At 35.0% G+C, this 20159-nt stretch carries 19 protein-coding genes and 2 riboswitches; of the genes, 11 read left to right on the top strand and 8 right to left on the bottom strand.

The genetic code is table 11. The features are described 5' to 3' along the window. Positions 1–88: 88 nt before the first annotated feature. From BN349_RS17280 to BN349_RS17255, 6 genes are all read left to right on the top strand, one after another. The gene (locus BN349_RS17280; protein WP_019243592.1) at positions 89–1027 is read left to right on the top strand and encodes a ring-cleaving dioxygenase; all 939 of its coding nucleotides are present in this window, start codon (positions 89–91) and stop codon (positions 1025–1027) included. Positions 1028–1047: 20 nt separating this feature from the next. Further along, positions 1048–1659 carry a flavin reductase family protein gene (locus tag BN349_RS17275; RefSeq protein WP_019243591.1) on the top strand — a complete coding sequence of 204 codons (612 nt, stop codon included), beginning with the start codon at positions 1048–1050 and terminating at the stop codon, positions 1657–1659. Positions 1660–1676: 17 nt separating this feature from the next. Continuing rightward, entirely contained in the window at positions 1677–2288 is a 612-nt protein-coding gene (locus BN349_RS17270) for an alpha/beta hydrolase (protein WP_019243590.1), read from the top strand. A 124-nt stretch (positions 2289–2412) separates the two neighbouring features. Next, positions 2413–3024, top strand: a complete 612-nt coding sequence (gene wrbA, locus BN349_RS17265; protein ID WP_026089363.1) for an NAD(P)H:quinone oxidoreductase — start codon at positions 2413–2415, stop codon at positions 3022–3024. Positions 3025–3376: 352 nt separating this feature from the next. Then, positions 3377–3570, top strand: a riboswitch (cobalamin riboswitch). Positions 3571–3821: 251 nt separating this feature from the next. Then, on the top strand, positions 3822–4370 hold the full coding sequence (locus tag BN349_RS17260) for a hypothetical protein (protein ID WP_019243588.1): 549 nt from the start codon (positions 3822–3824) through the stop codon (positions 4368–4370). Between the two features lie 3 nt (positions 4371–4373). After that, on the top strand, positions 4374–5321 hold the full coding sequence (locus BN349_RS17255; protein ID WP_019243587.1) for an ABC transporter substrate-binding protein: 948 nt from the start codon (positions 4374–4376) through the stop codon (positions 5319–5321). Positions 5322–5429: 108 nt separating this feature from the next. On the opposite strand, the gene BN349_RS17250 is transcribed toward BN349_RS17255, so the two are convergent. The 4 genes from BN349_RS17250 to pdxS all read right to left on the bottom strand — a co-directional run bounded on the left by BN349_RS17250 (position 5430) and on the right by pdxS (position 9700). Continuing rightward, a complete protein-coding gene (locus BN349_RS17250) occupies positions 5430–6836 on the bottom strand; it encodes an amino acid permease (RefSeq protein WP_019243586.1) in 1407 nt (468 codons plus the stop codon). A gap of 58 nt (positions 6837–6894) precedes the next feature. Then, positions 6895–7767, bottom strand: coding sequence for a dimethylarginine dimethylaminohydrolase family protein (locus tag BN349_RS17245; protein WP_019243585.1), 873 nt, complete (start codon positions 7765–7767; stop codon positions 6895–6897). A 444-nt stretch (positions 7768–8211) separates the two neighbouring features. Then, positions 8212–8811 (bottom strand): pyridoxal 5'-phosphate synthase glutaminase subunit PdxT, encoded by a 600-nt coding sequence (gene pdxT, locus BN349_RS17240; RefSeq protein WP_019243584.1) that lies wholly within the window; start codon positions 8809–8811, stop codon positions 8212–8214. 1 nt (position 8812) lies between these two features. After that, positions 8813–9700 carry a pyridoxal 5'-phosphate synthase lyase subunit PdxS gene (gene pdxS, locus BN349_RS17235; protein ID WP_019243583.1) on the bottom strand — a complete coding sequence of 296 codons (888 nt, stop codon included), beginning with the start codon at positions 9698–9700 and terminating at the stop codon, positions 8813–8815. Between the two features lie 255 nt (positions 9701–9955). Between pdxS and pdxR the strand changes: the two genes are divergently transcribed. Then, positions 9956–11365: a MocR-like pyridoxine biosynthesis transcription factor PdxR gene (gene pdxR / locus BN349_RS17230; protein WP_019243582.1), complete on the top strand. Its 1410-nt coding sequence runs from the start codon at positions 9956–9958 to the stop codon at positions 11363–11365. A gap of 419 nt (positions 11366–11784) precedes the next feature. Here pdxR and BN349_RS17225 read toward each other — a convergent pair whose 3' ends face one another. Continuing rightward, on the bottom strand, positions 11785–11994 hold the full coding sequence (locus BN349_RS17225; protein ID WP_019243581.1) for a hypothetical protein: 210 nt from the start codon (positions 11992–11994) through the stop codon (positions 11785–11787). 483 nt (positions 11995–12477) lie between these two features. Here BN349_RS17225 and BN349_RS17220 point away from each other — a divergent pair, with 483 nt between their 5' ends. Continuing rightward, positions 12478–13794 (top strand): uracil/xanthine transporter, encoded by a 1317-nt coding sequence (locus tag BN349_RS17220; RefSeq protein ID WP_019243580.1) that lies wholly within the window; start codon positions 12478–12480, stop codon positions 13792–13794. Between the two features lie 219 nt (positions 13795–14013). Here the strand turns inward: BN349_RS17220 and BN349_RS17215 are convergent, their stop codons facing one another. Further along, positions 14014–15375: a PFL family protein gene (locus BN349_RS17215; protein WP_019243579.1), complete on the bottom strand. Its 1362-nt coding sequence runs from the start codon at positions 15373–15375 to the stop codon at positions 14014–14016. Positions 15376–15392: 17 nt separating this feature from the next. After that, the gene (locus BN349_RS17210; protein WP_019243578.1) at positions 15393–15668 is read right to left on the bottom strand and encodes an ACT domain-containing protein; all 276 of its coding nucleotides are present in this window, start codon (positions 15666–15668) and stop codon (positions 15393–15395) included. A gap of 110 nt (positions 15669–15778) precedes the next feature. Beyond that, a riboswitch (glycine riboswitch) is annotated at positions 15779–15856 on the bottom strand. Between the two features lie 310 nt (positions 15857–16166). On the opposite strand from BN349_RS17210, the gene BN349_RS17205 reads away from it, so the two are divergent. The 3 genes from BN349_RS17205 to BN349_RS17195 all read left to right on the top strand — a co-directional run bounded on the left by BN349_RS17205 (position 16167) and on the right by BN349_RS17195 (position 19384). After that, on the top strand, positions 16167–17324 hold the full coding sequence (locus BN349_RS17205; protein ID WP_019243577.1) for a CapA family protein: 1158 nt from the start codon (positions 16167–16169) through the stop codon (positions 17322–17324). A 452-nt stretch (positions 17325–17776) separates the two neighbouring features. Then, the gene (locus tag BN349_RS25955) at positions 17777–17920 is read left to right on the top strand and encodes a hypothetical protein (protein WP_019243576.1); all 144 of its coding nucleotides are present in this window, start codon (positions 17777–17779) and stop codon (positions 17918–17920) included. A gap of 330 nt (positions 17921–18250) precedes the next feature. Then, entirely contained in the window at positions 18251–19384 is a 1134-nt protein-coding gene (locus BN349_RS17195) for an MFS transporter (protein ID WP_019243575.1), read from the top strand. A gap of 67 nt (positions 19385–19451) precedes the next feature. On the opposite strand, the gene BN349_RS17190 is transcribed toward BN349_RS17195, so the two are convergent. Further along, positions 19452–20060 (bottom strand): LysE/ArgO family amino acid transporter, encoded by a 609-nt coding sequence (locus BN349_RS17190; protein ID WP_019243574.1) that lies wholly within the window; start codon positions 20058–20060, stop codon positions 19452–19454. Positions 20061–20159 lie beyond the last annotated feature (99 nt).

Genomic DNA, 20159 nt, shown 5'->3' with positions numbered 1-20159 from the left:
AGTGGTTTTGTGGTGGTAGGAAAAGGCAATGTGATGTTAATAAGAGACGTCATTTGTGTATTCGAACAAAAACGGAGGAGAAAAGAACATGAGCAAAAAAACAATGGGTATACATCATATTACAGCAATTGTTGGTCATCCGCAGGAAAACGTTGATTTTTATTCAGGTGTACTAGGCTTGCGTTTAGTAAAAAAGACAGTAAATTTCGATGATCCGGGTACTTATCATTTATATTTTGGAAATGAAGGAGGAACTCCAGGGACAATCATAACTTTTTTTCCATGGGCAGGTGCGCATAAAGGGAAAATTGGTGCAGGCCAAGTAGGTGTTACATCTTATGTGGTACCAATTGGAGCTATGTCCTTTTGGGAAAAAAGACTAGCAAAATTTAATATTAAGTTTTCAAAAACAGAAAGATTTGGTGAACAGTATCTTTCATTTGAAGATCCACATGGACTTTTATTAGAGATAGTAGAAAGAGCGGAAGGACAACAAAATTCATGGAGTTTTGGTGAGGTCACTTCTGATGTAGCGATAAAAGGTTTTGGTGGAGCGACCTTATATTCCAAGAGACCTGAGCATACAGCTCAATTATTGGAGCAAGTGATGGGGCTTGAACGCATTGGTCAAGAAGAAGATATTATTCGTTTTCAATCAATTGGAGATATTGGAAATGTAATTGATGTTAAAATTTCATCGCTACCAAATGGTGAAATGGGAGTAGGTACTGTTCATCACATTGCTTGGCGAGCAAAAGATGATGAGGACCAATTAGATTGGAAGCGATATGTGAGTGAGCATGGTTACGGTGTAACACCTGTTCGAGATCGGAATTATTTTAATGCGATTTATTTTAGAGAGCATGGTGAAATATTGTTTGAAATTGCAACGGATCCTCCGGGATTTGCTCATGATGAATCACAAGAAACAATGGGCGGAAATTTAATGCTTCCATCTCAGTACGAAATACATCGAGAAAAATTAGAAGAAATATTGATTCCTGTTCATGTACGGAGCTTAGATTAAGTAGATAAGAGGTGTTAAATATGGTGTCAATTGATCCTACATCTTTAAGTGAAAGAGATAACTATAAATTTTTAATAGGTAGCATTATTCCTAGGCCGATTGCATTTGTTACTTCCACTTCAGAAGATGGCACCTTGAACGCAGCACCATTTAGTTTTTTTAATATTGTTTCTTCTAATCCTCCACTTATTTCGATATCTATTCAAAGAAGAAATGGTGTTGAGCGTAAGGATACAGCTAGAAATATTGCTTTTTCAAAGGAATTTGTAGTTCATATAGTCGATGAAAATATAGTTGAGCAAGTTAATCAAACAGCGGCAAATCTGTTACCTCATGAAAGTGAAATAGAAAAAACGGAACTTACCATCTGTTCGAGCAAAAAGATTTCTACGCCCGGAGTTAAAGAAGCGAAGATCAGAATGGAGTGCGTACTTGAGAGAATAGTTGAACTTGGGGGAGATGAGAACAACGGATGTGATTTTGTGATAGGGAAAATTGTTCAATATCATATTGAAGATAGTCTTTATGACAAGGGACGAATTAATGCTAAAGAATTAAATGCTGTGAGTCGTTTAGCGGGAAGTAATTATGCCACATTAGGTAAAGTCTTTTCAATAGAGAGACCAGAATAAGAATAGGGGGTATTATTTTGAAACATCTTTTTATACCTGGAAAAAGTAAAACAAGTCGGACATTGCTGTTACTTCATGGAACGGGTGGAAATGAACATGATTTATTACCATTAGCGGATATTATTGATCAAGAGGCAGCTGTATTAAGTGTTCGTGGAGAAATTCTAGAGAATGGCATGCCAAGATTTTTTCGTCGTTTAGCTGAAGGGATCTTTGACGAAGAAGATTTAATTTTTCGTACAAAGCAGCTACATGAATTTATCGATGAATCTGCAGAAAAATATGATTTTGATCGATCAAATGTTGTAGCTATTGGCTATTCGAATGGAGCTAATATTGCAGCAAGTTTGTTATTTCATTATAGCCATTCCTTAAAAGGAGCCATTCTGCATCATCCAATGGTACCAAGAAGAGGAATTGATTTACCAGATTTAACAGGTACTTTTACATTTATTGCAGCAGGTAAGAATGATCCTATTTGTCCAGCGCAAGAATCAGAAGAATTATTGAGAACACTAAATCAAGCGGGTTCTGATGTATCCATATATTGGGAGAATTTTGGTCATTCGTTAACTCGCACTGAGGTTGAAGAAGCAGCGAAGTGGTATAAAAGCATTTTTAGTAATTAGATTGGTTGATATTAGGAATCCTTTTGGGAGGTGATTCCTAGAAATATACGAGAAGGGTGAATACAACATGGGGTTTTTAAATAGATTATTTACTAAAAAAACTAATGGTGAGGAGAATGTGAAAATGGAAAATGTTAAACTAGCAGTTATTTATTATAGTTCAGGTGGTACAAATTACAAAATGGCTAAAATGGCAGAAGAGGGTGCTAAAGCTGCTGGAGCAGAAGTCAAAGTATTGAAAGTAGCTGAAACAGCACCCCAAGCTGCAATTGAGTCGAATCCTGCATGGAAAGCTCATCTGGAAGCAACGAAAGATGTTCCAGAGGTTACTCTAGCGGATTTAGAATGGGCAGATGCCATTATCTTCTCTGTTCCAACTCGCTTCGGTAACATGCCTGGTCAAATGAAGAATTTCTTGGATACAACAGGTGGTTTATGGTTCAACGGAAAATTAGTCAATAAAGTAGTTAGTGCAATGAGCTCGGCCCAAAATGCACATGGTGGTCAGGAAGCAACTATTTTATCTCTTTATACAACTATGTATCATTGGGGTGCAATCGTTGCAGCTCCTGGTTATACTGATCCTGTAACATTTGCAGCAGGAGGAAATCCATACGGAACTAGTGTAACTGTTAATCAACAAGGTGAAATGGTTGAAGACGTTGAAGAGGCAATTAAGCATCAAGCGAAACGTACAGTCACTATCGCTGAAGCGATAAAAAAAGCAAATCAATAAGTATTTTTAATAAAGGAGCCTCGTTGATGAGACTCCTTTATCTTTTGAGGGTGGGTATGAAGTAAAATAATCTTTCATTGACCTCAATGTGTACGAAAGTCTATTTGTAAGAGAAATGTAAGTAGTAATCTGTAAAATCTTATTTAAGGTGAAAATAAGATATGGATTACAAAAGAGATCTTCCAATCATAGTTTAACTTAGACATATACTGATTGCCTGATTAAACGTTTTTGGCTATCTAGAGGATTCTTGTATACATCAATCTATAGTGTCATATATGGAAGTATGTATTATTGAGCAACTTACTATAATATGCATCTATTGCCATGTTATGATAGAAGATAAGTGAATAAACCTTGCAGAGAAAAAAGACTATTAGATTAGTTAAAAGGGAATTCGGTGTAAGTCCGAAGCTGTTTCCGCAACTGTAAGTGCTGATGAAATAAGAAAATACCACTGTTTTAAGCATTTGTGTTTGAAATGGGAAGGTTCTTAAAGTAAGATGACGCACAAGCCAGGATACCTACTTTTTTTTCATCGTATTTTACTCTTCGGAAGTTAAGAGGATTGTATGGCAAATTTTCATCTTATTTAATTATAAAATAATGGATGACGAATGCCGGCCAATAATCTTGGGTGGCTTTTTTTATGAGAAAAGAAGATGTTTCTATATGACAATAGGAATTCTATCAAATAGTAGAAAGTGGTCATATAAGAGGAATATTGGCTTAATCTTGTAATTTATGACACTACAAGAAATACGAGAGGTCCATCGCTAATATATAAGGAGGTTCATATGTATATGGTAAAGAAAGACTTACGCTTTTTATGCTATCCGTATATGAGAGAATCGGCATCAACTGTTGACTTTGAGATTAGAACGGACTCTTTAGCAACACGGATTGGGCTAGCTGCCTCATTAACGAAAGACATTTCCATTGTTCATAAGGATTTAATGTACTTAATTGAAATGGCTTATCACCTTAATGGTTCTGCTCGTGGTAAAGTGGCGATAACTGAGGAAGATCTCGACCGTCTTAGCTCCATGTACGACTTCTATGTTTCTGAAGTTAAAGAAAGGATAGAAACATTTGTGCTTCCGCAAGGATCTACTGCCGCTTGTGTATTGCATACTTGTAGAAGTGAAGCGAAGAAATCTGTCCGAGCTCTACACAAAGTGAGCTTAGAAATGGATGTTGAGAAAATTCTATTTGATTATGCGCATTTGTTAGCAAACGTTCTATTTGTAATGGCTGTATATGTGAATAAGCAAAAGGAATTAACTGAAGTTGAATTTATAAGTAAATCCTATGATACGAGAAAAAAGAAAAAGTCGGGGGAATAACGAATGAAGAAGATGAAATTATTTAGCTTGATTTCCGCTCTATTATTAGCCTTGTTTTTAACTGCGTGTGGCAGTGATAATCAAACAAAAAAGCAAAATGAATCAAAAGATGCAAAAACCGAAGTGCAAGCATATAAAGTCAAAGATGATACAGGAGCAGAAATTACTTTTGACAAAGTTCCAGAAACAGTTGTTTCCCTACAACCAAGTAACACAGAGATTTTGTTTGAATTAGGTGTGGGAGATAAGCTTGTTGGTGTTACAGATTATGATAACTATCCTGAAAAAGCGAAAGAAATCAAACGAGTTTCGGACTCAGTTAACGTAAATACAGAAGAAGTAATAGCTTTGAAGCCTGATGTTGTAATTGCCTATACAATCGGTGATGAAAAAGTCCTTCAACCAATAAAAGATGCAGGAATTCCTATTTTCGTTATTCAATCAGCAGCAACTATTGATGACGTATATGGAGACATTGAACAATTAGCGGCAGTAATGGGAGTAGAAAAAAAGGGGAAAGAAATTATTTCTCATATTAAAGAACAATTTACTTCTGTTCAAGAAAAAGTAGCTAGTATAGATACAAAAGCGAAAGTTTACTATGAAATTAGTCCTTCTCCAGATATTTATACAACAGGTGCAAAAACATTCCAGCAAGAAATCTTAGACAGTGCTGGAGTGGAGAATATTTTTGCGGATAAAGAAGGTTGGATGAAGCCTACTGAGGAAGAAATTATTAAGCGTAACCCACAAGTGATATTAACAACAGTAAATTATATTGATAATCCGGTAGATGAAATTAAAAATCGGAAAAGCTGGAATAACCTTGATGCAGTGAAGAATAATCAAGTTATCCAATTAGATGCTGATATTATGTCTCGTCCAGGACCGCGTATTGGGGAAGCTGTAGAGCTTGTAGCTAAAGCTGTATATCCTGATTTATTTAAATAATAGTTTTGTTAAGTCATAATGTTGTGATTTTGATACTGTACATGTAAATAAACTAATGAAATAACCGTTAAAAAAACCGCGAATGTATCATCCGCGGTTTTTTGGGGGCTATTCTTCAATATGAAAATCTGTCGTTTGTGTGCTAGTGTGTTTCCATTTTAGAGCATAAAATACATAACAAAGTATAAAGAAACCTACACCGATTAGTAGTCCAGTTAGTTGAGTGGAATCAAATGCTAGAAAAATTAATATAGTTATGCAAAAAAGGATACAAACAATGGGAACGATCGGATAAAAAGGTACTTTATATTTTAAATCATTCAGTTTACCTCCTGCTTTCAAATACTTTCGTCGAAACATAAATTGTGAGAAAGCTATACCAATCCAAGAAATTGTGACTGAAATACCTGCGATAGACATAAGTAATACAAATACAGTATCAGCAGCTATAAAGCTTGTTAACAGAGATAATAGTGAGAATATAATGGTAAATACGAGTGCAATGAATGGCACCTTTCGCTTTGTAAGTTTGCCGAATGCTTTTGGAGCCATTCCTTCATGAGCCATGGACCAAAGCAGACGAGTTGAAGCATATAAGCAGGAATTTCCTACAGATAAAATGGCAGTCAAAATAACAAAGTTCATGATGTCGGGTGCAAATGGAATTCCAGCAAGGTCCATTAAAGTTACGAACGGACTTTCTAATAAACCTAGCTCAGTAGAAGGAAATACTGCTGATAATACAAGAATAGAAGAGATATAGAATATAATAATTCTTAATAATACATTTCTGATTGCGCGAGGTATATTCTTTTGAGGATTTTCACTTTCGCCAGCAGCGATACCGATTAATTCAGATCCTTGATAGGAAAAAATAACATTCATCATCGTCACAAATATGATTCCGATTCCTTGCGGAAAAAGATGATTCCAGCCTAGATTACTGAAATGTGGAGCTGGACGATCTGATAAATCTAATACTCCAAATATTGCACCAAATCCGACGACAATAAAAAATAGTACAGCTACAACTTTTATACCGGATAGCCAATATTCAGCTTCTGCAAAGCCTTTTGTTGTTAATGCATTAATGCCGAATAATAACACAATAAAAATGAAACACCAAATCCAAGTTGGTATATCTGGAAACCAACGGTGCATTAATATTCCAGCAGCAGTAAACTCTACTCCGGCTGTTGTAGCAGAGCCAATAAAATACATCCATCCTAATGAAAAGCCAGCTGCGGGACTAATAAACTTTGTTGCGTAAGTTTGAAAAGAACCGGTAACTGGCATATATACAGCAAGCTCTCCTAAACAAACCATTACTAAATATAAGATGATGCCGCCAATTAAATACCCTATTAAAGCACCACCTGCTCCAGCTTGATTGATTGTAAAGCCGGCATTCAAAAATAAGCCCGTTCCAATAACGCCACCAAGAGATAGCATAAATAGATGCCTATTTTTCATTGATCGATTCAATTGGTTATGTCGTATATCGTTATTTTTCAATAGCTACACATCCTTCAAAATCTATTGTGGTATAGATACATAACTAGTAGATTATGGCTTACTTCCTTACTACAGGACAGGTTAAGCAGGTTGGTCCACCAGTTCCCAGATAGGAAATTTCACGCCCTTTATATTCAAAAACTGTCGCTCCGACGTTTAATAATTGTTGTTTTGTACTTGGATTTCCCTCAATCATGACACAAACTCTGGGTGCTAGTGCAAGGACATTGCATCCTAAATTATGGTATTCTTTTTCGGGTACTTCAACGAGTTCAAATCCGCGTTTAATTAAAAGTTGACGTAAAAAAACGGGCATTAATCTGGAATGAATAACAGCCAAATTAGAATCAACGATGGATATAAAGGACATTAAATGAAGGCACTCCTCTTCGCCTTGATCGTGAGGAAGTTGAACGACTATCACTTCAGCGACTACTTCTTTTGTCATTTCTTTAATTTGGTGAATGGCTTCATCATTTGTTCGATAGCCTCTTCCAATAAGTAGTGTTCGATCATTTAGCCAGACGAGATCTCCTGCATCTGCAACGGCTTCTCCATATAATTCACCAAGAATAGGGATTGATTTTTCTTTTAAAAATTGCTTGAATACCTCAGCTTCTGGTTGTCGTACTTTTTTTCCAGATTTAAGTATAATAGCTCCTTTACTTGTAAACTTAACAGGATCATGAGCATAAATAGAATCCAGACCTACATTCTCTGAAAAAGGAAGAAACTCTATTTTTTCAATATGTCTGTTAAGAATGGAAAGAAAATGTTCATACTCTTTTTGTGCTAACTCAAAATTCGGTTCCTCGATATAATTGAATTTTTTCCATTCCTTACTTAAATGTTCTTGGCTAATAAAAGCGTCATTTGGATGTTTAATAATAACGGTATTTAGCTTTTTGTACATAGATTGACAATAACTCATTTTCATCACCTTCCGCATTGTGGAATATCTTTCCTTAATATGAAAAAATATAATTTGATAGTATAGTAGATAAAAATAATTGTCAATTTATTTTGAATAATTAAAATAAAGGAGGTGCAGAAGAAATTAAAGAAACATATTATGGAGACGCAAATGACTAAGAGGATGATAAACTTCTTATGAAAACTCGCCAGCTTACTAAATTTAACGAAGCAGAAAGCCACCCGTTTTTAAAGTGGATGGCTTTTGAATGAAAAGCTATAGGTCAAGATAGTTCTGTCTTGTCGAACAAAAACTTATTTGTTCTCGTTTAGGAAATAATCAAATTTTGACTTGTAGAACGTTTGGTTTGAAAATGTTGAATTCTTGCTTCAGCGTCCAGCACTCGAGGTCATAAGTCAATCTGTTCAGAAGGTTAAAGAGCAACCTTCTAGTCTGTTTGGCTTATGCTGGTCGAGGCTGATTAGGGCGCTTTTGTTCTTGTTTAATCATTTTGATGAACAAGTCCATAAAGCGTTGATCTTTTGTTAACTCTGGATGAAAGGATGTAACAAGAATATTGTTCTGTTTAGCAGCAACAATATTCCCTTCATATGTTGCTAGTATTTCAACTTCACTGCTAACTTTTTCGATAAATGGAGCCCGTATAAAGACAGCAGGATATAATTCTGACATACCATTTATTTGTAAATGAGCTTCGAAGCTATCTACTTGACGACCAAAGGCATTTCTTTTCACAGTAATGTCGATAAGTTGAAGATGGGCTTCTTCTTCACCTGTTAATTCATTTGCTAAAAGAACCATTCCGGCACAAGTACCGAATATTGGTTTAGTTTGACCGAATTGTTTAAGTGGCTGAAGAAAATCATATAAATCAATAAAATGTCTCATCGTTGTGCTTTCACCACCTGGAAGAATAAGACCATCAATCTCTATAAGCTGCTCAGGATGCTTGATAATCATCGCACGTTGTCCTGCTGCTTCAATCTGATTGACATGCTCTTGAACCGCACCTTGTAATCCAAGTACACCGATTGTTTTCATCTTACCAACCACGCTCCTGCATTCTTTCAGAAGGATGTAATGTTGAAATATCAATTCCCTTCATGGCAGTACCAAGCTCTTTAGATAATTGTCCAATTAACTCATAGTCAGTATAGTAAGTAGTTGCTTGCACGATTGCAGCAGCAAATTTCTCTGGGTTTTCAGATTTGAAGATACCTGATCCAACGAAAACACCGTCTGCACCAAGTTCCATCATTAGAGCCGCATCCGCAGGAGTAGCGATACCGCCAGCAGCAAAGTTTACTACAGGTAAGCGACCTTCTGATTTAATTTGTTTTAGAATCTCATAAGAAGCACCTAATAGTTTAGATTCTGTCATTAATTCATCATCATTCATGTTTACCACTTTACGAACTTGAGCGTTTACTTTTCGCATGTGACGAACAGCTTCTACAATGTTTCCTGTTCCAGGTTCACCTTTTGTACGAAGCATAGAAGCACCTTCACCAATTCTGCGAGCGGCTTCACCTAAATCGCGACACCCACAAACGAAAGGCACTTTGTATGCGCTTTTTAATAAGTGAAATTCTTCATCTGCAGGTGTTAATACTTCACTTTCATCAATATAATCTACACCCATAGCTTCTAGAACACGAGCTTCAACAATATGTCCAATACGAGCTTTTGCCATTACTGGAATAGATACAGCATTCATTACTTCTTCTACAATACGTGGATCAGCCATACGAGCTACTCCACCAGCTGCGCGAATATCTGAAGGTACTCTTTCTAATGCCATAACTGCGACTGCTCCAGCTGCTTCAGCGATTTTTGCTTGCTCAGCGTTAACAACGTCCATGATTACGCCGCCTTTTTGCATTTGTGCCATACCACGTTTAACTACTTCACTTGCTTGTGTATTTGTCATATCATTCAAACCTTTCTGATTTTTATTTTTTTTCTAACCCTACACCTGACATGCCTACCGCGTGACTCCTTTTTGATTAGGAGTAATTGATCGTAAACTCATACGTTAAGGTAATACAATTTCTTAAAGATAACTATTTAACCAAAAAGGAACGGTGACGGTTTATCTTGTTTTTTAGTATAAAAAGAGTCAGACTGTATTAAAAGGGTCAGTTTTTGATAAAATGATGGGGTCAGAAAGTGGGGGATTAGAAAAATGGAGATGTTATCCTGTAATTTAAATCGATCAAGTGAAGTACCATTATATGAACAATTATATGAATATATTAAAAATGAAGTTATGAACGGTAGATTACCATATCAAACTAAATTGCCATCTAAGCGTAAACTCGCCGAATTTCTTCAAATTAGTGAAAATACTGTAGATACAGCCTATAACCAATTAACGGCAGAAGGATATTTAGAAGTTATTCCTCGAAAAGGGTATTTTGTTATGGCTTATGACGATTTAGAATTTATACCGAAAGTGCAAATGCCAAATCAAAAAAAAGAAAATAAAGTACAGCTTCGTTATCATTTTCATCCGAGTCAAATCGATACAAGTAATTTTCCTTTTGAAGTATGGCGCAAGCTTTCTAGAAAGTTTATTTCGATTGAGCAGCAGGAAATTCTGTTATTAGGCGATTCTAAGGGGGAGTATGCATTACGAAAAGAAATTGCGAATTATTTGTATCATGCTCGTGGTGTTATTTGTTCAGCTGAGCAAATTATTATCGGTGCAGGGATTGAAATATTATTACAGCAATTACTTGTTTTATTAGAGGACGATACAATCTATGGCGTGGAAGATCCGGGTTATCACCTAATACATCGCATCTTAAAAACATATCCTAAAGAAGTATATCCTTTAGCTGTTGATGAAGATGGACTAATTATAGAAGGGTTAGAACAGTCCGACATTGATGTAGCTTATGTAACACCTTCGCATCATTTCCCTTATGGAAACATTCTCCCGGTGAATAGAAGAGTGAAACTATTAAATTGGGCTGCTGCTTCAGATAAAAGATATATTATTGAAGATGATTATGATAGTGAATTTCGCTATAGTGGGAAGTCGATTCCTTCCCTTCAAAGTATGGATCAGAGCGATAAAGTTATATATTTGGGTTCTTTTTCTAAATCACTCATGCCATCTATACGAATAAGTTATATGGTTTTACCAAAACATTTACTACATCGTTATGAAACTGAGTTATCCTTCTATCATTCAACGGTTTCGCGAATTGACCAGCTTATTCTAGCAGAATTTATTAAACAAGGAATGTTTGAAAAACATTTGAATCGAATGAGAAAGGTATATCGTCATAAGTTAGATTTAGTAGGAAACATTTTAAAGGTCTATAATAATCAAATATCTATCATAGGTGGTCATTCCGGACTACACGTCGTTCTAGTTGTTAACAATGGAATGACGGAAAAAGAATTAGTAGAAAGAGCGGCAGCGGCTAAACTTAAAGTATATCCATTATCATCTTATATGCTGGTAAAGAATGAAGACATGCTACCTACTATTGTCATGGGCTTTGCAGGAATTCCTGAGGAAGAAATAGAAAAAGCCATTCATCTATTATTAGCAAGCTGGAATATTATTGAAAAGAAAAAATGACTACTATGTGATTAGATTTTTAGAAGGGAAAAAACAGAGTCCTACATCTTGGAGGACTCTGCCTTTAGGAATAAATAATTGAGAACTTGAAATGAAGTATTCTAAAGAACAATGTAGTAATATTTTTTCTAAAAAATATTTTTGCTTTTTTAGTCAGTTTGGCGATCTTTTAAGAAGAAGGCTAAGATGAAACATAGGGTTGCTAGAACAATAGTAAAAACAAAAGATGCATTTAGACCATCTACAGCCGCATTAGCCATTTGTTTCATGTAAGTTAATTTATCTGTTTCCATTAGGGCTGCACTAGGAGAATGCAATTTAGTAACATAATCATAATAATAATTAATATAGCAGTACCAATTGATCCAGCGACTGTTCTTAATGTATTATTAACGGCTGTATCATGACTTATCATGTGGTTAGGCCGCAGTAGTAAGTGGCATCATAATCATTGAAATACCTAAGAAACGTGCTGCATAGATGAATGAAATCCAAACCATGCTAGTTTCTAAACCTAAATTCATAAATGGGATGGTAGAGAGAACTAAGATAAATAAACCAATAATGGAAAGCCAACGATCCCCATATTTATCATATATACGACCTGTGATAGGTCCCATAATCCCCATTAAAATGGCACCAGGTAATATATTAATCCAGAGAATAAAGAACTTTTTCTATGAATATTTTGAATGTAAATAGGTAAAACAATACTTGCACCAATCATTTTCCTTCATTGGTAGTGAATATGGGCAAAGTCGTTCAAGTGACAATCAGGGTGAACGTATGAGAGTGTGAAAGCTTAAAGTTTAGATACAGAAAAAGAGAATTAATTTCAGAAACAGAGCCTAAAAAAAGAACTTATGATAGAGTTTACATGTTACGCTATCTAATACCTTTTTTTAGGAATGCTAAAAAACATCCTTGCAGAGCAGACAATCTGTATGTGAAAAAAGTAATTGAAACATATTTGGTATAGTAGGATAGTAGTGAATATATTTTTAAGCAAAATAAATTACAGTATTATAAAAATTTTATATAATGTGTTTTTAAAGGTTTTGCCAATTATTCCAAAGAATTCATAATATTATTAATGGGAAAGTGGAGTTTATATGGAAAAACAAAAAATATATTTTACTTTTTTTTCATCAGTTCAATGGTTTTTCTTTATTTTTGCCAATACCATTGTTGTTCCCATTTCAATAGCAGGCGTTTTTCAATTAGATGCTAGTTCCTTAGAAAATATGATTCGAGTGTCATTGATTTTGACAGGAATTGCAAGCGTTTTTCAGGGATGGATAGGGCATAGGCTTCCATTAATGGAAGGGCATTCAGGTTTGTTATGGGGGGTTATTCTAAATTTAGGAATTTCCGCATCAACAATGGGGCTTAGTTTAACGTCAATCGGTGGTGGAATTGTTACAGGAACCCTTTTAGCTTGTGCAGTAACTTTATTATTTGCCGCCTGTAATTGGATACATATTTTGCAAACTATTTTTAAACCAATGGTCATGACGGTATATTTGTTCTTATTATCTTTTCAACTTATTTTGATTTTTTTTAAAGGCATGCTCAAAATGGATGAAACAGGTGCTCTTGATCTTCCGATTAGCCTATATTCGATTGGCATTGTTCTTCTCGTTAGCTTGTTAAAAATTAAAGGGAATCGATTGCTAAGCAATTTTTCAATCTTACTCGGGTTGGTAGTCGGATGGATTGGCTTTGCATTGCTTTTTCCGAATGACTTAAAGGATATCGCTCATTCAGGTGGATTTTCCTTATCCTTATTTCCATTAGGTCAGCCAAATTTAGAATGGGGTATTGTCATTGTAGCTTTTATTGCTGTAATGATGAATCTTACTAACACAATGGCTTCAATTAAGTCTGGTTCAGAGCTTCTTGATGAAAAAAGAACCACTAAAGATTATCGATGCTCTATTGCTATAACGGCTATTTTTACTATGTTTGGTACAGGATTTGGATTAGTACCATATACTCCTTTTACTTCATCAATTGGTTTTTTACAGAGTACAAGAATCTTTGATAGAAAACCGTTTATCCTAGGCGGAGTCATTTTAACTGTGATTGGATTAGTTCCAATCATCGGATCATTGCTAGCAACAATGCCAATTACTGTTGGTAATGCTGTATTATTTGTAGCTTATTTACAGTTGTTTGGAACGGCATATAGTAGTTTAAATGGTGTTGTTTTTAATTCAAATACAATATTTAGAATTGCTGTACCACTTCTTGTAGGAATTTCTATTATGAATGTTTCACCTCAAATTTTTAATAGTCTTCCTGCGATATTAAGACCGTTTTTATCAAATGGTTTAATAATGGGAGTAATCATATCGATAGTACTTGAAAAAATGGTTAATTGGTCAAAATATGAAACAATAGAAAACAATATATCTGCAAATCAATGATAATATATAACGTAAATGATTTATCCTTTGGTGATGAATCATTTACGTTTTTTATTTTTTGTGTAAAAAATAGGAACGCTTAGAAAACAGAAGTATCGCTCAGAAAAAGAATATATCACGAGAGTTCACTCAAAAATGGGGGATATCATTCAAAAATATCTCATCACAAGAAACAAATGGTGGTGGCAAATCTGCACACCACCATTTATGAATGTCTGATTAATTAATCATGGATTGCAACGGAGCTGGTATACGTCCGCCTCGACGAATCATTTTTTCTGAATGGAATGGATTCACACCCATAACTGGAGCACGTCCTAATAACCCACCAAATTCCACCATATCCCCTTCTTTCATTCCTGGAACAGGTATGATGCGAACTGCTGTTGTTTTCTTATTTATCATACCAATTGCTGCTTCATCTGCGATGATTGCTGATAGAGTAGCAGCCGTTGCATCTCCAGTAACAGCAATCATATCTAGACCAACTGAGCATACACATGTCATTGCTTCAAGCTTTGGTAAAGTAAGAGAGTTATCAAGAATTCCACGAATCATTCCGTTGTCTTCACTAACAGGAATGAATGCTCCGCTTAAGCCACCGACATAAGAACTTGCCATGGCTCCTCCTTTTTTCACGGCATCATTCATTAGTGCTAATGCAGCGATTGTACCATGTGTACCGACGCTTTCTAGGCCGATTTCTTCTAGAATTTCTGCAACACTATCGTTTTGTGCATTCGTTGGAGCCAGTGATAAATCCATTATTCCGAATGGTACTCCAAGTCGATTTGCTACTACACGTCCTATTAATTCACCAGCACGAGTGATTTTGAATGCTGTTTTTTTAATAACATCTGCGACTTCACCAAGATCAGCGTCAGGGTGACGTTTGAGGGCGCTTAATACAACACCAGGTCCGCTAACACCGACATTTATAACAACTTCGCCTTCACCAGCACCATGGAAAGCGCCTGCCATAAATGGATTATCTTCTACAGGATTACAGAATACAACAAGCTTAGCACAGCCTAATCCATTACGATCACTTGTTAGTTCAGCGGCTTTTTTCATTACTTCACCCATGGTACGAACAGCATCCATATTGATTCCTGCTCGTGTGCTACCAATGGAGACTGAAGAACATACTCGTTCTGTTACACTTAATGCTTCAGGGATAGCATCTAATAAAGTTTGGTCACTTTTCGAAATACCTTTGTGAACAAGAGCTGAATAGCCACCGATAAAATCTACGCCAAGTTGCACAGCAGCTTTGTCAAGTGTTTGGGCAAGCTCTACAGCTTGATCTTTTGTTGCAGTTCCTAAAATTTCAGCAATTGGAGTAATAGAAATACGCTTATTAATAATGGGAATTCCCATTTCTTTTTCAACTGCTTCAGCCACTGCTTTTAAATCTTTAGCATATGTCGTAATCTTTTCAAATACCCTTTTGTTCATTTTTTCGAAATCAGAATCCGCACAATCCTTTAGATTGATACCCATTGTGACTGTACGAATATCTAGGTTTTCAAGTTGAACCATACGAATAGTTTCCATCATTTCATTTAATGCAATATTCATGTTCGTCATTCCTTTCCTTACACACGATGCATAGCTTTAAAAATTTCAGCAAGCTGTAGATTTATGGTTAATCCTAGTGATTCCCCTAAAGATGATAGGTCATGTTGAAGTTCATCTAGATTTTCAAAGTCTGTTACGTCTACTAACATCATCATTGTGAAAAAGTCATTCAAAATCGTTTGATTAATATCTAAAATATTCACATTTTTTTCAGCAAGTATATTTGTTACCTTTGCAATAATTCCTACTTGATCATGTCCAATTACACTAACAATTGCTTTTCTTTGACTCATTTGTATCACCCCATAATGTAGTTAGAAGGCTATGAGAAATCTCATAAGCCAATAAAAAAAGATTGGAATTTCTCCAATCTCATCAGGCTTCAGAATAACAAAATGATACTCGTTACTCTTCTGTCCTTTTGCCTGAGATTGTGAATCCTTCGGCGTTGCATATTTGCAATCTCTCCAGAAGCTGCTCCTGCTATAGTGTGATCCATAGCATTCATCGCTTACTATTGTTTTGTTAATGTTTACTAAAAGTTGCCATCTATAATCTGATTGGAATATCCAATCAAATTATTTTTGTGAAATAATTTAAAATTCTATCACTGATTTTTAATAAGGTCAATTAATAAAATGTGGCAGTTTAAAGGATGTGACACTCTTATAGATACCTTTGTCATTTCAAATAAAAGTATGTTTTGTGAAAAAATACTAATTTTTTAAACTTTTCACTTTTATTATCTTTTTAACTGATATACTTATATGGTGATTGAAGGGAGTTGTGTTATGGAAAGGCGAAGAAACAGACGAACTAAAAAATCGAAATGGAGTCTTGTAATTATAGGGTTGATTCTTATTGCTACAGCCATCATTTTGTATAACTTTTTTCTGAAGAACGATTCTATGAAAACAGAAGGCTCAATAAAACAAGAAACAGAGAATAAGTCGGAGAACGTTAAGACAAATAAACCTGATTCAAAACCTATAGAACCAGAGCCCGAGGTTGAAAAGACACTTACCATTAGTGCCGCTGGAGATTTTACTCTAGGGAGAGATGAAACATTTTCTTATTCAGGCTCGTTTGATGATGAAGCCCAAAAGAATGGATTACCTTATTTTGTGGCAGAGCTTGATAATGTCTTTAAAGAAGATGATTTTACCACTGTTAATTTAGAAACAACTTTAACGAATGCGACACAAAAAGCGCAAAAGAAATTTCGTTTTAAAGGAGATCCATCATACGCACAAATACTACATTTAGGTGGTATAGAAGCAGTGAATATTGCTAATAACCATATTTTTGACTATTTAGAGAAAGGTTATCAGGATACGAAAGCTACACTGGAAAGTCAAAATATTCCTTACTTTGGATATGATGATTCTATGGTTCAAGAGGTCAAAGGGCTTAAAATCGGTGCGGTCGGATATGAAGGATGGGAAGACAATCCTGAAACAAGAGAGATAGTAAAAGCGGGTATAAACGGGCTGAGAGAAAAAGGCGCAGATATTGTACTTGTTCATTTTCATTGGGGAATCGAACGTGAATACGTACCGATGCAATCTCAGAGAACATTAGCTCAGTTTGCCATTGATAGCGGCGCTGATTTAATTCTCGGACACCATCCCCATGTTATTCAAGGGATAGAAGAGTATAAAGGAAAGTTTATTGTCTATAGCTTAGGGAACTTTATGTTTGGTGGAAATCGAAATCCAAGCGATAAGGATACATATGTTTTCCAGCAAACGTTTCATTTTAAAGGCAAACAGCTGATGGATGTTAAAGAAATTAAGGTCATTCCATTTTCTATTTCTTCCGTAAAGAATCGTAATAATTATCAACCGTTGAGATTGACTGGTGATGAAGCGCAAAGAGTAAAACAGAAAGTGATTGATTCTTCAAATCAAATTAATGGATCAGATTGGCTACAATATGAAAAACAATAGAAATAGTACGCGATTTCTTCATTAATGAAGGAGTCGTGTTTTTTTATTCAATGCAATACAAGTACCTAAAATGGCATTGGTATTAGGGGCTGTTTAAATATTGTATAAGCAGGGAAATCAAATTAGTAGAAGATAATTTTTCCTAGGAGAAAAAGAAAATGAATGGGTCAAGGAAATGGTAATGGCTTGTTTGTATATCTTGGATTTACACAATGATTGAATTTGCCGTATCTTTGCACACATTTTATCTGGTTTGTTCGTGAGAAATTTCTATATGTATTGAGTAATCTATCTCTACAAACAAATAAACAATTACAAATCATGAGTTTGTTTGAGTTTTTGACATTGGTTATTATTAATTTTTCGTTTGTTATGCATGATAAATCGGGGATGAGTATTTAATAAGGTTTGCTGAAATAAGTAAAGTCCTTTTTAGAGATGTGGAAGGGACGATGTATCATATTTCTGGTGATGAATTTATTTATATTTGTATCTGTACAAATTATCAAAAATTTAATGAGGAATTAGAAAGCGTATTATCTAAGATGGAGAATATGTTTGATAAGCTAATCGTGATGGCTGATGAAAATATGTAGATAAAAAAAGAAAAAGACATAAAAAGTAATGATATCTATTTTTTATTTAAAGAAAGTATTTAACATCTCCTTGTAAAAAAAGGAGATTTTTTATTCAACAAGTAGATAAAATAAAAATGATCTTAATTTGTTGATTAAGACAGTAATATTATATATAATTTTCGTATAGTCAAGTTTGATTAATTGGATTTAAACTAATATAAGAATTAGTAATTAGAAAATGGGATTTTATATGATAAATTAACCAAGTTGGCGGCTCATTTTGAAAGGAGTAAAAAAAATGAAAACAAAAAAGTTTTACCGGTTTTGTTTTTGGTGATGTTTTTGGTTATGGTTGGATTTGGGATTATCATTCCGGTTCTTCCTTTTGTAGCTGAACAAGTTGGCGGCAGTCCAACAGAGCTAGGACTTTTAATGGCCGTCTATTCTTTAATGCAATTATTCTTTGCACCAATATGGGGACGAATTTCAGATCGTATTGGTAGAAAGCCAGTGATGTTAATTGGTATAGCGGGACTTTCAGCATCCTTTTTCATTATGGCAGTTGCAGATTCTTTATGGCTTTTATTTGTAGCCCGAATTGTCGGTGGTATTTTATCAGCAGCAAACATGCCAACAGCTATGGCTTATGTTGCAGATATTACTACTCCGGAAGATCGTGGTAAAGGAATGGGGATTATTGGTGCAGCAACTGGTCTAGGTTTCGTTTTTGGTCCAGCAATCGGTGGAATATTCTCTAAAACGAATCTATCTTTACCTTTCTATATTGCCGGAATATCTAGTTTAATTACTTTAGTATTAGTGGCTTTGATATTAAAAGAGTCGTTATCTAAAGAAAAAAGAGCTCAGCATATAGAAAAGAACAAAGAATCTATGTGGAAAGCTTTCAATGGTCCACTTTCGATTATGTTTATTTTACAATTGATTATTACACTATCGTTAGCTGGTCTCGAAGCCACTTTTGCTTATTTCGCAGCAAAAAAAGCGGGCATCGATACTGTACATCTAGGCTATATTTTCATGATTATGGGATTAGGTAGTGCAGTTGTTCAAGGTGGTTTAGTTGGTACATTAACGAAGAAATTTGGAGAAGGTGCTGTTATTCGTATTGGAATAATAGTATCAACAATAGGTTTTGTGTTAATTTTATTTGCTACTAATTTCTGGACATCAGCTGTCTTCCTAACCATCTTTGGATTAGGTAATGGTGTAATTCGTCCAGCTATTTCAGCTCTGCTCACAAAAAATTCTACATCTGGTCATGGGAACGTCACGGGCTTATTGTCTTCCTTTGATTCATTTGGTAGAATCATTGGTCCTCCATTAGGTGGCTGGCTGTTCTCTATTTCGATGGGATTGCCATTCATATCAGGAGCAATTTTATCTGTTTTTGCATTAGTGTTATATCAAATTTATCATACTCAAGCTAAAAAAATGAATAAAGTAAATCCACTCGAAGTATAAGAAGTTTTATTATAAAAACGAAGGAACCCATTCATGGTTTCTTCGTTTTTTATGATGTCATAGTTTTTTATAATAGTTGATAACCTAAGTAAATGGCAACTCCCCAAATAATGATGGCAGATACTTTGTTAATTTTATTTAATAAATTGCCGCTTTGATCAATTTCTCCAACTTTCTTTCCTACAATAGCAAGACTAAAAAACCAAAGCCATGAAATAAATATGGTTGCAACCGTAAAGCAAATTTTATCTATCCCGCTATAGTTTAGTGAGCTTGTGCCAATCACTCCAATAGTATCAAGTATGGCATGAGGATTTAAAAGTGAAACAGACATGGCAAAAAGAATTTGTTTTTTTGCTGAAAGAGCAGATGCTTGCTGATTCATGTCTGAAGATTGGCTATTCCAAATGGTCCACCCCATATAGAGTAAAAATAAGATACCGATTATGAAGAATGTAGTTTGAAGGATTGGAATCGTTAATACAATAACAGAAACACCTAAAACGGCTAATAAGATAAGGAGCGTATCACAAAGAGAGGCGGTGAGTATTACGGGTAATACTTTTTTGAAGGAAGGCTGAGTTGCTCCTTGATTAAAAATAAAGATGTTTTGTGCTCCAAGTGGAATAATTAACCCAAATGCTAAAATAATTCCATGAATAATGGCGGTAAACATATATAAATCCTCCTTAAGAAAAACGACGGTCAACTCATTTTATCTTACTATTCAGATAAATTCACGTGCATTATGTCGTTTATCGGAAAAGAAAAAATA

Source organism: Bacillus sp. AP8 (assembly GCF_000321185.1).
Lineage (GTDB): Bacteria > Bacillota > Bacilli > Bacillales > DSM-1321 > Bacillus_AD > Bacillus_AD massilioanorexius.
This window is presented reverse-complemented; position numbering and strand designations above follow the sequence as displayed.

Excerpts from the sequence above, each read along its gene's own strand:
- BN349_RS17280 (WP_019243592.1), top strand. The coding sequence starts at position 89 with ATGAGCAAAAAAACAATGGGTATACATCATATTACAGCAATTGTTGGT.
- pdxS (WP_019243583.1), bottom strand. The coding sequence starts at position 9,700 with ATGACAAATACACAAGCAAGTGAAGTAGTTAAACGTGGTATGGCACAA.
- BN349_RS17275 (WP_019243591.1), top strand. The coding sequence starts at position 1,048 with ATGGTGTCAATTGATCCTACATCTTTAAGTGAAAGAGATAACTATAAA.
- BN349_RS25955 (WP_019243576.1), top strand. The coding sequence starts at position 17,777 with ATGTATCATATTTCTGGTGATGAATTTATTTATATTTGTATCTGTACA.
- pdxR (WP_019243582.1), top strand. The coding sequence starts at position 9,956 with ATGGAGATGTTATCCTGTAATTTAAATCGATCAAGTGAAGTACCATTA.
- BN349_RS17245 (WP_019243585.1), bottom strand. The coding sequence starts at position 7,767 with ATGAGTTATTGTCAATCTATGTACAAAAAGCTAAATACCGTTATTATT.
- BN349_RS17220 (WP_019243580.1), top strand. The coding sequence starts at position 12,478 with ATGGAAAAACAAAAAATATATTTTACTTTTTTTTCATCAGTTCAATGG.
- BN349_RS17205 (WP_019243577.1), top strand. The coding sequence starts at position 16,167 with ATGGAAAGGCGAAGAAACAGACGAACTAAAAAATCGAAATGGAGTCTT.
- BN349_RS17225 (WP_019243581.1), bottom strand. The coding sequence starts at position 11,994 with ATGGGGATTATGGGACCTATCACAGGTCGTATATATGATAAATATGGG.
- wrbA (WP_026089363.1), top strand. The coding sequence starts at position 2,413 with ATGGAAAATGTTAAACTAGCAGTTATTTATTATAGTTCAGGTGGTACA.
- BN349_RS17195 (WP_019243575.1), top strand. The coding sequence starts at position 18,251 with ATGGTTGGATTTGGGATTATCATTCCGGTTCTTCCTTTTGTAGCTGAA.
- BN349_RS17255 (WP_019243587.1), top strand. The coding sequence starts at position 4,374 with ATGAAGAAGATGAAATTATTTAGCTTGATTTCCGCTCTATTATTAGCC.
- pdxT (WP_019243584.1), bottom strand. The coding sequence starts at position 8,811 with ATGAAAACAATCGGTGTACTTGGATTACAAGGTGCGGTTCAAGAGCAT.
- BN349_RS17260 (WP_019243588.1), top strand. The coding sequence starts at position 3,822 with ATGTATATGGTAAAGAAAGACTTACGCTTTTTATGCTATCCGTATATG.
- BN349_RS17190 (WP_019243574.1), bottom strand. The coding sequence starts at position 20,060 with ATGTTTACCGCCATTATTCATGGAATTATTTTAGCATTTGGGTTAATT.
- BN349_RS17210 (WP_019243578.1), bottom strand. The coding sequence starts at position 15,668 with ATGAGTCAAAGAAAAGCAATTGTTAGTGTAATTGGACATGATCAAGTA.
- BN349_RS17215 (WP_019243579.1), bottom strand. The coding sequence starts at position 15,375 with ATGAATATTGCATTAAATGAAATGATGGAAACTATTCGTATGGTTCAA.